The sequence below is a fragment of the Streptomyces sp. NPDC002306 genome, from assembly GCF_053593435.1.
In genome coordinates this window covers 43,377-57,604 of sequence record NZ_JBSFCK010000018.1, presented here as the reverse complement: position 1 = coordinate 57,604, position 14,228 = coordinate 43,377, and the positions used below count along the sequence as shown (strand labels likewise).

The following is a 14,228-nucleotide window of genomic DNA, read 5'->3' as shown; positions in this document are numbered from 1 at the left end:
ATGCACGTGCTCGTGGTGCACAACCGCTACGCCTCGGCGCAGCCGAGCGGAGAGAACAAGGTCGTCGACCAGGAGGTGGCGCTGCTGCGCGAGGCCGGCCACCAGGTCGGGGTGTTCGAGCGGCGCAGCGACGACATCGCCGCCCGGTCCCTGCCGGGCAAGGCCGCGATCCCGCTGCTGGTGCCGTGGAACCCGGCGGTGCGCGCGGAGCTCGCCGCCAGGCTCCACAGCGAGCGGCCGGACGTGGTGCACGTCCACAACGTCTTCCCGCTGCTGTCACCGGCGGTGCTGGCCGCCTGCTCCGACGCCGGGGTGCCCGCCGTCGCCACCCTGCACAACTACACCCAGGTCTGCCCGCCCGGGACGCTGCAACGGGACGGCCGGCCGTGCGCGGAGTGCGTCGGGACCGCGCCGCTGCCCGCCGTCCGGCACGGCTGCTACCGCGGCTCCCGGCTGGCTACGGTGCCGCTCGCGGTCAGCCTGTCGGTCAACCGACGGCGGTGGTGGTCCGGCGTGGAGCGGTTCTTCTGCATCTCCGCGGCGCAGCGCGACGTCCTGGTGCGGGCCGGAATGCCACCCGAGCGGCTGGCGGTGAAGCACAACTTCGTGCCCGAACCGGGCGTCGTCCGGACCGGCCCGGGCGAGCATGTGCTCTATCTCGGCCGGCTCGCGGAGGCCAAGGGCGTACGGCTGCTCATGGCCGCGTGGGACGCGCTCGCCGCCGACGGCGGGGTGGGCGTCCCGCTCGTGATCGCCGGCACGGGGCCGCTGGAGCCGGAGGTGGCCGCCTGGGCGGCGGACCGGGACGACGTGCGCTACGTCGGCCTGTACGACCTGGCGCAGTGCCGGCAGGCCATCGCGCGGTCGGTCGCCGTGGTGGCTCCCTCGACGTGGCTGGAGGCGTTCGGTCTGGTGGTCGTGGAGGCGATGGCGGCCGGGGTCCCGGTCGTCGCCGCCGGTCACGGCGCCTTCGTGGAACTCGTCGAGGACGGGGTGGCCGGGCTGCTGCACCGGCCGGGCGAGGCCGCCTCGCTCGCGTCGTGTCTGCGCCGGATCACGGCCGAGCCGGCCGGCAACCGGGAGATGGGACAGGCGGCCCGGCGCCGCTACGAACAGGACTTCAGCCCGGCCGTCGGGCTGGAGCGCCTGGTGAAGGGGTACCGATCCGCGATCGCGGGTCGGTCCGGCGGCGGGGAGAGCCCGCCGCCGGAAGGGGACACAAGCACTGGCTCGCGGTGGGGGCACTCGCGCGAGCGGAATGGGGGCGGAAAAAGATGACACGATGCCGACTCTGCGACTCGGCGGCGCTGGAGAGCGTCGTCGATCTTGGGGCGACCCCGCCGTGCGAGAGCTTTCTCGCGGCGGACCGGCTGGACCAGCCGGAGCCCGCGTACCCGCTGCACCTGCGGGTCTGCACCGACTGCTGGCTCGCGCAGATCCCTCCGCTGATCACGCCGGAGGAGACGTTCAGCGAGTACGCGTACTTCTCCTCCTTCTCGACCTCGTGGGTGGAGCACGCGCGTACGTTCGTCGCCGACGCCGTACAGCGGCTGGAGCTCGGCTCGGACGCCTTCGTGGTCGAGGTGGCGAGCAACGACGGCTACCTGCTGCGGCATGTGGTGGACCGTGGGATCCGCTGCCTGGGCATCGAGCCCTCGGTGAACGTCGGCGCCGCCGCGCGGGACGCGGGTGTGCCCACGCTGACGAAGTTCCTGGACCCGGCCACCGGCGGCGACGTCCGGGCCGAGCACGGCCCGGCGGACCTGGTCGTGGCCAACAACGTGTACGCGCACATCCCCGACGTGGTCGGCTTCACCCGGGGGCTGCGCGCCCTGGTCGCCGACGACGGCTGGGTCTCCATCGAGGTGCAGCACCTGCTGACCCTGATCGAGGACAACCAGTACGACACCATCTACCACGAGCACTTCCAGTACTACACGGTCGCGTCCGCGGCCCGGGCGCTGGCGAGCGGCGGACTCACGCTCGTGGACGTCGAGTTGCTGCCCACGCACGGCGGCTCCATCCGGCTGTGGGCGCGGCCGGCCGAGGTGGCCGGCGAGCCGACCCGGCGGGTGGCAGAGGTGCTGGACCGGGAGAAGGCCGCCGGACTGCGGGAGCTGTCCGGGTACACCCAGTTCTCCGCTCGGGTGGCCAAGGTGCGCCGGGACCTGCTGCGGTTCCTCATCAACGCGGCCGAGCGCGGTGAGACGGTCGTCGGCTACGGCGCCCCGGGCAAGGGCAACACCCTGCTCAACCACTGCGGCATCCGGCCCGACCTGCTCCCCTACACGGTCGACCGCAACCCCTACAAGCACGGCAGGTTCACCCCGGGCACCCGCATCCCGATCCTGCCGCCCGAGCGGATCGCCGCCGACAAGCCGGACTACGTCCTGGTCCTGCCGTGGAACCTGCGGGCCGAACTCGTCGAGCAGTTGTCCTTCGTGCACGAGTGGGGCGGCCGGCTGGTCTTTCCCATACCGGAACTGAGCATTGTCGAGGCCAAGTCATGAAGGTCGTACTGTTCTGCGGCGGCTATGGGCTGCGGATGCGCAACGGAACCTCCGACGACGTGCCCAAGCCGATGGCGATGGTCGGCCCGCGGCCGCTGATCTGGCATGTCATGCGCTACTACGCCTCCTTCGGGCACACGGAGTTCATCCTGTGCCTCGGGTACGGCGCTCACCACATCAAGGACTTCTTCCTCAACTACGAGGAGACGACGTCCAACGACTTCGTGCTGCGGGGCGGGCGGACCGAGCTGCTGTCCACCGACATCGCCTCCTGGACGATCACGTTCGTGCAGACCGGCGTCGAGTCACCGATCGGGGAGCGGCTGCGCCGGGTGCGACACCACCTGGACGGCGACGAGATGTTCCTCGCCAACTACGCCGACGTCCTCACCGACGCCCCGCTGCCGCAGATGATCGACCGGTTCGCCCGGCGCGACGCCGGTGCGTCGATGATGGTGGTGCCACCGCAGTCCTCGTTCCACTGCGTGGACCTGGGCGATGACGGCCTGGTGGGGGGCATCACCCCGGTGAGCGAACTGCCGCTGTGGGAGAACGGCGGCTACTTCGTGCTGCGCCAGGAGGTCTTCGACCACATCCCGGAGAACGGGGACCTGGTCGCTGACGGATGCACCGAACTCGCCAAGCGGGGACGGCTGGTGGCCTACCAGCACCGCGGCTTCTGGAAGCCGACCGACACCGTGAAGGAGCGGGCCGCGCTCGACGACGCCTACGCCCGGGGCGACCGCCCGTGGGCCGTGTGGGAGCGGGACGACGCGGGGGCCGGCGCGACCGGCGGCGGAGACGGCGCCGGAGCGAGGGCGTGATCCGGCTCGGGGCCGGGCCCCTGGACCGGGTCGTCGCGGTGGGCGCGCACTGCGACGACATCGCCATCGGCGCCGGCGGCACGCTGCTGACGCTGTGCCTCGCGCGGCCGGGCATCCGCGTCGACGCGCTGGTGCTCTCCGGCGGTGGCAGCGCGCGCGAGCAGGAGGAGCGGGCCGCGCTCGCCGCCTTCTGCCCGGGCGCCGACCTGCGGCTGACCGTGCACAAGCTGCCGGACGGCCGGCTGCCCGCGCACTGGGACGAGGCCAAGGGCTCGGTCGAGGAGCTGCGCGGGCAGACCGATCCGGATCTCGTCCTCGCCCCGCGCACCGATGACGCGCACCAGGACCACCGCGGACTGGCGCAGCTGATGACCACCGCGTTCCGTGACCACCTGGTGCTCGGGTACGAGATCGTCAAGTGGGACGGCGATCTCGGCCGTCCGGCGGCGTACCAGCCGCTCTCGACGGAGGTCGCCGAGCGGAAGGTGGGGCTGCTCCAGGAGCATTACCCCTCGCAGCGGCACCGGCCCTGGTACGACCGCGAGGCCTTTCTCGGGCTGGCGCGGATCCGCGGCATCGAATGTCACGCGCGCTATGCCGAGGCGTTCGCCGTCACCAAACTCACTCTCAACCTGGGGGGTTGAACCATGCGTGTACTACTGACCGGACACCAGGGCTACTTGGGCACCGTGATGGCACCGGTCCTCGCGGCCGCCGGACACGAGGTCGTCGGTCTTGACGCCGGCCTGTTCGCCGACTGCGTCCTCGGCCCGACACCCGCGGACCCGCCGGGGGTGCGGGTGGACCTGCGCGACGTCACCGCCGACCAGGTGGCCGGGGTGGACGCCGTGATCCACCTGGCCGCGCTGTCCAACGACCCGCTGGGATCGCTGGCGCCCGACCTCACCTACGACATCAACCACCACGCGTCCGTGCGGCTGGCCCGGCTGGCCCGCGAAGCCGGAGTGCGGCGCTTCCTGTACGCGTCGACGTGCTCGGTCTACGGCGCCGCCGGCGGCGACGACCTGGTGGCCGAGGACGCCCCGCTGCGCCCGGTGACGCCGTACGCGGAGTCCAAGGTGCGGGTGGAGGACGACCTGCACGAGCTCGCCGACGGCGACTTCAGTCCGGTGTTCATGCGCAACGCCACCGCCTTCGGCTTCTCGCCCCGGCTGCGCGCCGACATCGTGCTGAACAACCTGGTGGGGCACGCGCTGTTGTCCGGTGAGGTCCTTGTGCTCTCCGACGGCACCCCCTGGCGTCCGCTGGTGCACGCCGCCGACATCGCACGGGCCTTCACGGCGGCGCTCACCGCGCCGCGGGACTCGGTGCACGACCGGGCGTTCAACATCGGCAGCGAGATCAACAACGTCACGGTCGCCGAGATCGCCGAGCAGGTCGCCGAGGCGGTGGCCGGCGCGAAGGTGGTGATCACCGGGGAGAACGGTGCCGACCCGCGGTCCTACCGGGTGGACTTCTCCCGGTTCCGCGCCGCGATACCCGGCTTCGACTGCGAGTGGACGGTGAAACAGGGCGCGCTCGAACTCGCCGACGCCTACCGCGAACACGGGCTGACGCGGGAGGACTTCGAGCGACGCTTCACCCGGCTGGCCGTGCTGCGCGCGGCGTCCGAGGCGGGCACCGTCGACGACACCCTGCGGTGGCGCCGATGACCGACGCAGGCGAGGAGATGTACGCCCTGGTGGAGCGGTTGTACCCGCTGTGCCGGAGCATCACCGGCGACGGGGTGCGCGCCACCCTGGACATCGTCGGCGAGTACGTCCCGCTCCAGGTGCACGAGGTGCCGACCGGGACGCAGGTGCTCGACTGGACGGTGCCGCAGGAGTGGAACATCCGGGACGCGTACATCGCCGACGCCGCCGGCAACCGGATCGTCGACTTCGCCGCGTCCAGCCTCCACGTGCTCGGCTACAGCGTGCCGGTGTCGGCGACCATGCCGCTGGCCGAGCTGCGCGGACACCTGCACACCCTGCCGGAGCACCCGTCCTGGGTGCCCTACCGGACAAGCTACTACCAGCCGGAGTGGGGGTTCTGCCTGGCCCAGGAGACCCTGGACGCGATGCCGGACGGCGACTACGAGGTGCGCGTCGACTCCACGCTCGCCGACGGCCACCTCACCTACGCCGAGCACGTGGTCCCCGGGCAGGTCGCCGACGAGGTGATCGTCTCCTGTCACGTCTGCCACCCGTCGCTGGCCAACGACAACCTGGCCGGCATCGCGGTGGCGACCTTCCTGGCCCGGGCGCTGGCGCGGCGGACGCCGTACTACACCTACCGGTTCATCTACGCGCCCGGCACCATCGGGGCGATCACCTGGCTGGCCCGCAACGCGGAGCGGGTGGAACGGGTCAAGCACGGGCTGGTGCTGGCCTGCGCGGGCGACCCGGGCCGGCTGACGTACAAGCAGAGCAGGCGCGGTGACGCGGAGATCGACCGGGTACTGCGGCATGTGCTGGCCGCCTCCGAACGCCCGCACCACGTCACCGAGTTCACTCCGTACGGCTACGACGAGCGGCAGTTCTGCTCACCCGGGTTCGATCTCGGCGTGGGCTCGCTCAGCCGGACCCCGTACGCCGGGTACCCCGAGTACCACACCTCGGCCGACAACCTGGACTTCGTCTCCCCGGAGGCGATGGCGGACACGCTCGCCCTGTGCCGCGAGGCATTCGCGGTGCTGGACGGCAACAGGCGGTACGTCAACCTCAGCCCGTACGGCGAACCACAGCTGGGCAGACGCGGGTTGTACGACTCGCTCGGCGGCCGCAGCGACGCGAAGCAGGCTCAGATGGCCATGCTCTGGGTGCTCAGCCTCTCCGACGGCGAGCACTCCCTGCTGGACGTCGCCGAACGGTCCGGGCTGCCGTTCGACACCGTCGTCGCGGCGGCCGACGCCCTGTGCGACGCCGAACTGATCAAGGCGTGACGCCCATGACCACCGAGAAGGAGAAGACGACGGCGACGGCGGCGGCACCGGAGGGACCCCGGCGGACCGCCAAGCGCGCCATGCTCGGCCGGCTGTCCTGGGGACTGGCCGACCAGGCGGCCTCCAGCATGACCAACTTCGCGGTGGGCATCTACGTGGCACGCTCCCTGGGGCCGGCCGCGTTCGGCGTGTTCAGTCTGGCCTGGGTGACCTACGGCGTGGTGCTCAACGTCTCCCGGGGGCTGGCCACCGACCCGCTCGTGGTGCGCTTCAGCGGCGTGTCGGACACCGCCTGGCGCGGGGCGGTGGCCCGGTCGTCGGGTACGGCGCTCGGCGTCGGTGCCGGCCTCGGCGCGGTGTGCCTGGTGATCGGGCTGGGCCTCGGCGGCAGTGTGGGGCCGGCGTTCGCCTGTCTCGGCGTCGTCCTGCCGACGCTGCTGTTGCAGGACGCCTGGCGGTACTCGTTCTTCGCCGCCGGCACCGGGCAGAAGGCGTTCGCCAACGACCTCGTGTGGGGCGTCGCGCTCATCCCGGCCATGGTCGTGGCGGCCCGTGTGGGCAGCGTGGCCGCGTTCGTGGTCGCCTGGGGCGCGTCCGCCGCGGTGGCCGCGGGGTACGGCTGTCTCCAGTCCGGCATCCGGCCCCGGCCGGCCGGAGCGCGCGGGTGGCTCCGCGAGCAGCGCGACCTCGGCTACCGGTACCTGGTCGAGAACGTCAGCCTCAGCGGCGCGAGCCAGCTGCGGGCGTACGGGCTCGGCGCGATCGTCGGAGTCAGCTCGGTGGGCGCGGTCCGGGGCGCCGAGCTGCTGCTCGGTCCGTTCCTCGCCGTGCTGATGGGGCTGTCGCTGGTCACCGTCGCGGAGGCGGCGCGGGTGCTGCGGCGGGCCTCGCACCGGCTGGGCACCTTCTGCCTCCTGCTCGGCGGCGGGCAGGCCGTCGCCGCGCTGTGCTGGGGCGGGGCGCTGCTGCTGATGCCCGACCGGTTCGGCGAGTTCGTGCTCGGCGACGTCTGGCACTCCGCCTCGCAGCTCATCCTGCCGGCCACGCTCGGCGTCGCGGGCGCGAGCCTCGGCACCGGCGCGGCGGCCGGGCTGCGCGCGCTCGGCGCGGCCCGGCGCAGCCTGCGCTGCCAGCTGTTCGCCTCCGCCTGCTATGCCGGCGGCGGCCTCGGCGGGGCGGCCGTGGCCGGCACGGTCGGCTCGGCCTGGGGCGTCGCCGCCGCGACCCTCGGCAGCTCGGCCCTGTGGTGGCTGCACCTGCGCGCCGCCCTGCGCGAGCACCACCGCGATCCCATTCCCGAAGTGAGGACCTCATGACCGACCGACCCCGGCTGAGCATCGGCCTGCCCGTCTACAACGGCGAGGAGTACCTGGCCGAGTCGCTGGAGGCCCTGCTCGGCCAGACCTACGAGGACTTCGAGCTGGTCATCTCGGACAACGCCTCGACCGACGGGACCCAGGACATCTGCCGCCGGTACGCCGCACGGGACTCGCGCATCCGCTATCTGCGGCTGCCCCGCAACATCGGCGCCGCACCGAACCACAATCATGTGTTCACCGAGTGCCGGGGCGAGCTGTTCAAGTGGGCCTCGCACGACGACCTGTACGCCCGGGACCTGCTGCTGCGCTGCGTCGAGGCGCTGGACGAGCGGCCGGACGTGATCCTCGCGCACTCCGGCCAGGCGGTCATCGACGGCGAAGGACAGGTGAAGGTCCCGTACGAGTACGGGCTCGCGACCGACTCGCCCGACGCGCCGGAGCGGTTCCGCAGTCTGCTGTTCGAGCCCGGTGGCGACGACTTCTACGGGGTGATGCGGGCCGACGTGCTGCGCCGGGTGAAGCCGCACGACAGCTACCACCACGCGGACCGCACGTTCGTCGCCGAGATCACCCTGCACGGACCCTTCCACCAGGTCCCGGAGCTGCTGTACTTCCGCCGCGACCATCCCACCCGCGCCGAGCGGGCGAACCCCGGCAAGCGCTCCCGGTGCGTCAACCTGGACCCGCGCCGGGCCGGCCTGTTGCACCCGACGCCCCGGCTGCTCGCCGAGTACGTCTGGGGCTTCGTCTCCGCGATCCGGCGGGCGCCGTTGACCCCGGCCGACCGGCGCGCCTGCCACCGCCACCTGATGGCGTGGATGACCAGCCGGGTCCGGCCGGGCGCCGGCGAGCGGGTCGAGGACCGCGCCCCGGTCGACCCGGCCCTGCTCTCCGTCTCCGTCGACGCCCTCGTCGCGGGTCGTGAGGGGAGGCGGGCATGACGTCGGCGAACGAAACTCCGGTACGTGTCGGGGTGTTCGGGCTGCTCGGCTCCGGCAACCTCGGCAACGACGGGTCGCTGGAGGCCGTACTCGGCTACCTGCGCGCCGAGCACCCGGAGGCGGCCGTGGACGCGCTGTGCGGCGGACCCGAGGTCGTCGCGGCCCGGTACGGCATCCCCGCGACGCGGCTGCACTGGTACGGCGGGGAGTACCGGACCGCGTCGCGGGCGGGCGCGATCGCGGCGAAGGGTCTGGGCAAGCTCGTCGACGTCTTCCGTACCGCCGCCTGGGTGCGCCGCCATGACGTGGTGATCGTCCCGGGCATGGGCGTCCTGGAGGCGACGCTGCCGCTGCGGCCGTGGGGCTTCCCGTACTCGCTGTTCCTGCTCTGCGCGACCGGCCGGCTGTTCGGCACCCGGGTCGCGCTGGTCGGCGTCGGCGCCGCAGCGATCGGCGACCGGCCGACCCGCGCCCTGGTGCGCTGGTCGGCGCGGCTGGCCGCCTACCGGTCGTACCGTGATGTCCTGTCCCGCGACGCGATGCGCGCGATGGGCGTGGACACCGCGCGCGACAAGGTCCACCCGGACCTCGCTTTCGCCCTGCCGACGCCCTCGCCGAGCGCGCCCTCGGGACCGGGCGGCCCGGTCTGCGTCGGGGTCATGGACTTCCACGGCGGCAACGACGACCGTGCCCGGGCCGAGGAGATCCACCGGCGCTACCTCGACGGGACGACCCGTTTCGTCCGCGCGCTGGTCGAGGACGGCAGGCGGGTCCGGCTGGTGACCGGCGACGAGTGCGATCGGCCGGTGGTCGCCGCGATCCTCGACGCGGTGGACTCGCCGCTGGTCACCGCCGCCGAGGCGGCCTCGCTGGCCGACCTGATGACGGAGATGGCGGCCGCCGACACCGTGGTGGCGACCCGGTACCACAACCTGATCTGCGCGCTGAAGGTCGGCACACCGACGCTCGCGCTCAGCTACGCGGCGAAGAGCGACGCGCTCATGGCTCAGCTGGGGCTGGACGCGTACTGCCATCCGGCCCGCGAGGTCGACGCCGACCAACTGCTCGATCTGTTCCGGTCGTTGGAGAAGCGATCGGTGGAACTGCGGCGGACCCTCACCGAGCGGAACGCGGCCGTCCTTCAGCAACTCGACCACCAGTTCACCGCCTTGACAGCGGCCCTGTTCCCGGCGGCCGACAACGCCCACGCCCTGCGGGAGACCTCATGAAGGCGACCGAAGTCCCGGCGATCGCCGGCGCGTACCTGTTCGAGCCGACGCCGTACGCCGACGAGCGCGGCTTCTTCTGCCGCACCTTCGACGCCGACGTGGTCCGCTCGGTGGGCCTGGACCCGGACACCTTCGTCCAGGACAGCCTGTCCCGCTCGGCCCGGGGCGTGCTGCGCGGCCTGCACCTGCGCTCCGGCGCCGGCGAGGCCAAGCTGGTGCGGTGCTCGTACGGGAAGGTCTTCGACGTCGTCGTGGACCTGCGGCCCGACTCGCCGACGTACCGCAACCGGGCCTTCTTCGAGCTGTCCGGCGAGACACAGGTGACCCTGTACATCCCGGCGGGGTGCGCGCACGGCTTCCAGGCGCTGACCGACACCGCCGACACCTCGTACCGGATCGACCGTCCGCACGATCCGGCCGAGGACGTGACGATCGCCTTCGACGACCCGGAGCTCGCCATTCCCTGGCCGCTGCCGGCCGCGTCGATGTCCCAGCGGGACCGGGAGGCGCCGAGACTCGCCGAGGCCCTGAAGCAGATGGAGAAGTGAGGTCGGCGTGAACACCGAACACACCGAAGACACCGCGGAGTTCGTCCTGCCCCGGTCGCGGGCGGCGAACGAGCGGCTGCACGCCATGATCCCCGGGGGCGCGCACACCTACGCCAAGGGCGACGACCAGTATCCCGAGAACCTGGCCCCCGTCATCAGCCACGGCCTCGGTGCCCATGTCTGGGACATCGACGGCAACCGCTACATCGAGTACGGCTCCGGTCTGCGCTCGGTCAGCCTCGGCCACGCCCACCCCCGGGTGACCGAGGCGGCGCGGCGGGAACTCGACCGCGGCAGCAACTTCGTCCGGCCGTCCATCGTGGAGGTCGAAGCCGCGGAACGCTTCCTGGCCACGGTGCCGACCGCCGAGATGGTGAAGTTCGCGAAGAACGGCTCCGACGCCACCACCGCCGCGGTGCGCCTCGCCCGCGCCGCCACCGGGCGGCCGCGGGTGGCCCTCTGCGCCGACCATCCGTTCTTCTCCGTCGACGACTGGTTCATCGGCACCACGCCGATGTCCGCCGGTGTTCCGGCGGCGACCGAGGAACTCACCGTGACGTTCCCTTACGGGGACCTGGCCGCCACGGAGGAGCTGCTCACCCGCCACCAGGACGAGATCGCCTGCCTCATCCTCGAACCCGCCACCCACACCGAGCCGCCGCCCGGGTACCTCGCCGGCCTGCGCGCGCTGGCCGACCGGCACGGCTGCGTCCTGATCTTCGATGAGATGATCACCGGTTTCCGCTGGTCCGAGGCGGGCGCCCAGAGCCTGTACGGCGTCGTCCCCGACCTCTCCACGTTCGGCAAGGCGCTGGGCAACGGGTTCGCCGTCTCCGCGCTGGCCGGGCGCCGCGACCTGATGGAACGGGGCGGGCTGCGCCACTCCGGCGACCGGGTCTTCCTGCTGTCCACCACGCACGGCGCGGAAACACACTCCCTGGCCGCCGCGATGGCCGTCCAGGCCACCTATGTCGAAGAAGGCGTCACCGCGCGGCTGCACGCCCTCGGCGAACGGCTGGCCGCCGGCGTCCGCGACGCGGCGGCCGGCATGGGCGTCGGCGACCACGTCGTCGTCCGGGGCCGGGCCAGCAACCTGGTCTTCGCCACCCTCGACGAGAACCGGCAGCCGTCGCAGCGGTACCGCACCCTGTTCCTGCACCGGCTCCTCGCGGGCGGGGTGCTGGCCCCGTCGTTCGTGGTGAGCAGCGCGCTCAGCGACGCCGACATCGATCAGACCGTCGACGTGGTGGCCCAGGCATGTGCGGTGTACCGGAAGGCGCTGGACGCCGCCGACCCCACTCCCTGGTTGGTCGGACGACCGGTGAAACCCGTGTTCCGCCGCCTGGTCTGAGGTGATGTGCCGTCAGCGACTCTCCTCATGAGCGGCGTCGGCCGTCCGGTCGGGCAGCCGGTCGGCCATCCGGTCGACCAGCCACGCGGTGGCCGGTGTCACCGCCAGCGCGGTGCACCAGCCGCCGAGGACGTCGGTCGGATAGTGCGCCCCCAGGGCGACCTGCGCCCAGCCCATCGCGGCGCCGGCGACCAGCGCCGTGGCGAGCACGACCGACGTGCCGGCCGTCCCGCCGAGGCCGAGCCGGCCGGTGCCGACCAGCGCCACCACCAGGGCGAGCGCGGTGACGAAGGCGGTGTGCCCGCTCGGGTAGGACAGGTTCCCGTCGTGGATGGTGCGTCCCACCACGGACTTGAGCAGCGTCGCCGTCGTCACGGTCGCGCCGGCGCCGGCGACGACGAGCACCGCCGCGCGAGGACGCCGAAGGAGCAGGCAGCCCGTCACGGCGGCGACGACCAGCGTCGCCGCTCCCCCGGGCTCCCCCAGGAAGTCGAGGGCCAGAGCGACATGCCGCCACGGCGAGGGCACGCCGTACACCGCCGCCCAGATCCGCGCGTCCACCCTGCCGGGCTCGCTGTCGTCGGCATACAGGACCCCGAGCACGACGACCACCAGCGCGGCGAGGGCCGCGATCAGCCCGAGCCGCGCGCGCAGCGTCGGGGGCAGCACCGGGCGCCCCGACCGGCCGGTCACACGCTCACCGCGTACGGTCGACCCGTGGCTCTTCCCCGCCCCAGGCGCGTCTGACGACGGCCCGGTCCGCCTTCGGTGACCTTCGTGTCTTCTCCGCGCAGCAATGGTCCATGCCCCCGTCCCCGTGGTGCCGACTCCTCACCGGCAAGCCCGTCGTCATGTCCGACGTCATGTCCGACGTCGTATCCGACCTGGCTCGCGCGGGAGCGTCAGCCTGTACGGCCCTGAACTCCCCGGCCTGTCCAACACCCTGGTCAAGGGCGCCAGTAGCAGTCTCCGCCCGCCACCCTAACCAACAACGTGGTCCGGCGGAGCGCCGGGCGATGGCGGGCCGCTCCGGTTCCTCAGGAGGCCGCCGACGGGTACACCGGGAGGCCGTCGATCGAGTCACGCCCCTTGGCGGTGTCCGCGTACAGTCGGGCCTCGGTGATCAGCCCGTCGCGCACGGTGAACAGCAGACAGTGTTCATTCTCCATCGAGCGACCGGTCTTCGCCTTCGCCCGAGCCCTGACGGGAACGATGACGTGCGACCCGGCATCGAGCACCGTGTGCGCGTCATAATTGAAGGTCTCGTAGTAGTGGTCGTAGATATCCTGGTAGAAGGCTCGAAACCCTTCAGGTCCATGGAATGTCCCGCCGTACGGCAGCGACGCCGGAAAGTCGAAAACCACCTTCGGCGACATCAGGGCCACCAGATCCGAGGAATCATTCTCCTCGAATCCCGAATAGGCCCGCCAGCAAGCATCCACGATTTTCTGATTACGGGACACGTTTCCTCCATATCGCAGCGGAAATGAGCCGGCCTCGCAAGGAGTCAGTTCCTGCTTTCTGCAGTTCCACTGATGAAGAGGATCGCTCTGCGCGACGGTCGGTGTCCAACGAAAGTCAGAGAACGCGGCCATCTCGCTCAGAGATACTTGAGGGGCTCACTGTGGGATATTGGGAGGGTGGAACTGCGCCAACTCGAACACTTCGTCACCGTCGCCGAGGAAGCGAACTTCACTCGTGCCGCCGCACGGCTGCACGTCGTCCAGTCCGCGGTCTCCAGCACGATCAAGAACCTCGAGCGAGAACTCGGCACGCCCCTGCTGGAGCGCACCTCCAAGCGCGTGCTGCTCACCGATGCCGGTGCCGCCCTGCTCCCCCGCGCCCTCGCCGCGCTCGACGCCGCCCGGGAGGCCGTGGACGCGGTGGCCGAGGTCCGCGGAGGACTGCGCGGCACCCTGCGGCTGGGCACGATGACCACGGTGGGGCTCATCGACTTCCCCGCGCTTCTCGGTGAGTTCCACCGGCGTCATCCCGGTGTCCTCCTGCAGACCAGCGCCGCGGCCTCCGGCTCCCAGGGCCTGATCGACGCCCTCCTCGAACGGCGGCTCGACCTCGCCTTCGTCTCCCTGCCCGGACCTCACCCCACGGACATCACGCTGACCGACCTCGCCACCTCGGTGCTCGACCTCGTCGTACCGGCCGATCACCCACTCGCGAAGCGCCGCACCGTGCCCATCACCGCACTGGCCGGGCTGGACTTCGTCGACTTTCCCGAGAGCTACGGCATCCGGACCGTCGCCGACCAGGCCTTCGCCGCCGCCTCCGTGTCCCGTCGCGTCGCCCTCGAGATCACCGACCTCCCCACCGGCGTGGCCTACGTCCGCAACGGCCTGGGCGTCGCGCTCCTGCCACGCCCCGCCCTCGCCAAGGCCGAAGGAGTCGCCACGCTGACCATCGACGACGCCGACCTGGACTGGCCGTTCTCCCTGGCCACTCCGTCCGAGCGCACGCCCAGCGCCGCGGCACGGGCCCTGATCGCGATGGCGCACGAGTTCCTCATCTGGCGAGGGTGAGCACGGTATCGGCGCGTTCGGCGCGTTG

14 protein-coding genes are annotated in these 14,228 nt (G+C 72.0%); 12 read left to right on the top strand and 2 right to left on the bottom strand.

Annotated elements, in window-relative coordinates; genetic code table 11:
• Genes ACWCQK_RS28235 through ACWCQK_RS28185 form a run of 11 tightly spaced genes read left to right on the top strand, consistent with a single transcriptional unit; the run spans position 1 to position 11,666 of the window.
• Complete coding sequence (locus ACWCQK_RS28235; RefSeq protein WP_451159616.1) at positions 1-1,278, top strand: glycosyltransferase; 1,278 nt, start codon at positions 1-3, stop codon at positions 1,276-1,278.
• Positions 1,275-2,510, top strand: coding sequence for a class I SAM-dependent methyltransferase (locus tag ACWCQK_RS28230; RefSeq protein WP_451159614.1), 1,236 nt, complete (start codon positions 1,275-1,277; stop codon positions 2,508-2,510). Before ACWCQK_RS28235 ends, ACWCQK_RS28230 begins: the two co-directional genes overlap by 4 nt.
• On the top strand, positions 2,507-3,334 hold the full coding sequence (locus tag ACWCQK_RS28225) for a sugar phosphate nucleotidyltransferase (RefSeq protein ID WP_451159612.1): 828 nt from the start codon (positions 2,507-2,509) through the stop codon (positions 3,332-3,334). The genes ACWCQK_RS28230 and ACWCQK_RS28225 overlap by 4 nt, the downstream gene beginning before the upstream one ends.
• Positions 3,331-3,978, top strand: coding sequence for a PIG-L deacetylase family protein (locus ACWCQK_RS28220; protein WP_451159610.1), 648 nt, complete (start codon positions 3,331-3,333; stop codon positions 3,976-3,978). Before ACWCQK_RS28225 ends, ACWCQK_RS28220 begins: the two co-directional genes overlap by 4 nt.
• Before the next feature lie 3 nt (positions 3,979-3,981).
• Positions 3,982-5,007, top strand: a complete 1,026-nt coding sequence (locus ACWCQK_RS28215) for an NAD-dependent epimerase/dehydratase family protein (protein WP_451159608.1) — start codon at positions 3,982-3,984, stop codon at positions 5,005-5,007.
• Positions 4,995-6,278, top strand: a complete 1,284-nt coding sequence (locus tag ACWCQK_RS28210) for a DUF4910 domain-containing protein (protein WP_451159606.1) — start codon at positions 4,995-4,997, stop codon at positions 6,276-6,278. The genes ACWCQK_RS28215 and ACWCQK_RS28210 overlap by 13 nt, the downstream gene beginning before the upstream one ends.
• A gap of 5 nt (positions 6,279-6,283) precedes the next feature.
• Entirely contained in the window at positions 6,284-7,594 is a 1,311-nt protein-coding gene (locus ACWCQK_RS28205) for a hypothetical protein (RefSeq protein WP_451159604.1), read from the top strand.
• A complete protein-coding gene (locus tag ACWCQK_RS28200) occupies positions 7,591-8,538 on the top strand; it encodes a glycosyltransferase family 2 protein (protein ID WP_451159602.1) in 948 nt (315 codons plus the stop codon). The genes ACWCQK_RS28205 and ACWCQK_RS28200 overlap by 4 nt, the downstream gene beginning before the upstream one ends.
• Entirely contained in the window at positions 8,535-9,767 is a 1,233-nt protein-coding gene (locus tag ACWCQK_RS28195) for a polysaccharide pyruvyl transferase family protein (protein ID WP_451159600.1), read from the top strand. The genes ACWCQK_RS28200 and ACWCQK_RS28195 overlap by 4 nt, the downstream gene beginning before the upstream one ends.
• Positions 9,764-10,315, top strand: a complete 552-nt coding sequence (gene rfbC, locus ACWCQK_RS28190; protein WP_451159598.1) for a dTDP-4-dehydrorhamnose 3,5-epimerase — start codon at positions 9,764-9,766, stop codon at positions 10,313-10,315. Before ACWCQK_RS28195 ends, rfbC begins: the two co-directional genes overlap by 4 nt.
• Before the next feature lie 7 nt (positions 10,316-10,322).
• Positions 10,323-11,666 carry a glutamate-1-semialdehyde 2,1-aminomutase gene (locus ACWCQK_RS28185; RefSeq protein ID WP_451159596.1) on the top strand — a complete coding sequence of 448 codons (1,344 nt, stop codon included), beginning with the start codon at positions 10,323-10,325 and terminating at the stop codon, positions 11,664-11,666.
• A gap of 12 nt (positions 11,667-11,678) precedes the next feature.
• Here the strand turns inward: ACWCQK_RS28185 and ACWCQK_RS28180 are convergent, their stop codons facing one another.
• Together ACWCQK_RS28180 and ACWCQK_RS28175 are read right to left on the bottom strand one after the other, a co-directional pair.
• Positions 11,679-12,359, bottom strand: coding sequence for a phosphatase PAP2 family protein (locus tag ACWCQK_RS28180; protein WP_451159594.1), 681 nt, complete (start codon positions 12,357-12,359; stop codon positions 11,679-11,681).
• 344 nt (positions 12,360-12,703) lie between these two features.
• Entirely contained in the window at positions 12,704-13,129 is a 426-nt protein-coding gene (locus tag ACWCQK_RS28175) for a nuclear transport factor 2 family protein (protein ID WP_451159592.1), read from the bottom strand.
• Positions 13,130-13,306: 177 nt separating this feature from the next.
• Between ACWCQK_RS28175 and ACWCQK_RS28170 the strand changes: the two genes are divergently transcribed.
• The gene (locus ACWCQK_RS28170) at positions 13,307-14,200 is read left to right on the top strand and encodes a LysR family transcriptional regulator (RefSeq protein WP_451159590.1); all 894 of its coding nucleotides are present in this window, start codon (positions 13,307-13,309) and stop codon (positions 14,198-14,200) included.
• Positions 14,201-14,228 lie beyond the last annotated feature (28 nt).

Excerpts from the sequence above, each read along its gene's own strand:
- ACWCQK_RS28235 (WP_451159616.1), top strand. The coding sequence starts at position 1 with ATGCACGTGCTCGTGGTGCACAACCGCTACGCCTCGGCGCAGCCGAGC.
- ACWCQK_RS28230 (WP_451159614.1), top strand. The coding sequence starts at position 1,275 with ATGACACGATGCCGACTCTGCGACTCGGCGGCGCTGGAGAGCGTCGTC.
- ACWCQK_RS28225 (WP_451159612.1), top strand. The coding sequence starts at position 2,507 with ATGAAGGTCGTACTGTTCTGCGGCGGCTATGGGCTGCGGATGCGCAAC.
- ACWCQK_RS28215 (WP_451159608.1), top strand. The coding sequence starts at position 3,982 with ATGCGTGTACTACTGACCGGACACCAGGGCTACTTGGGCACCGTGATG.
- ACWCQK_RS28205 (WP_451159604.1), top strand. The coding sequence starts at position 6,284 with ATGACCACCGAGAAGGAGAAGACGACGGCGACGGCGGCGGCACCGGAG.
- ACWCQK_RS28200 (WP_451159602.1), top strand. The coding sequence starts at position 7,591 with ATGACCGACCGACCCCGGCTGAGCATCGGCCTGCCCGTCTACAACGGC.
- ACWCQK_RS28195 (WP_451159600.1), top strand. The coding sequence starts at position 8,535 with ATGACGTCGGCGAACGAAACTCCGGTACGTGTCGGGGTGTTCGGGCTG.
- rfbC (WP_451159598.1), top strand. The coding sequence starts at position 9,764 with ATGAAGGCGACCGAAGTCCCGGCGATCGCCGGCGCGTACCTGTTCGAG.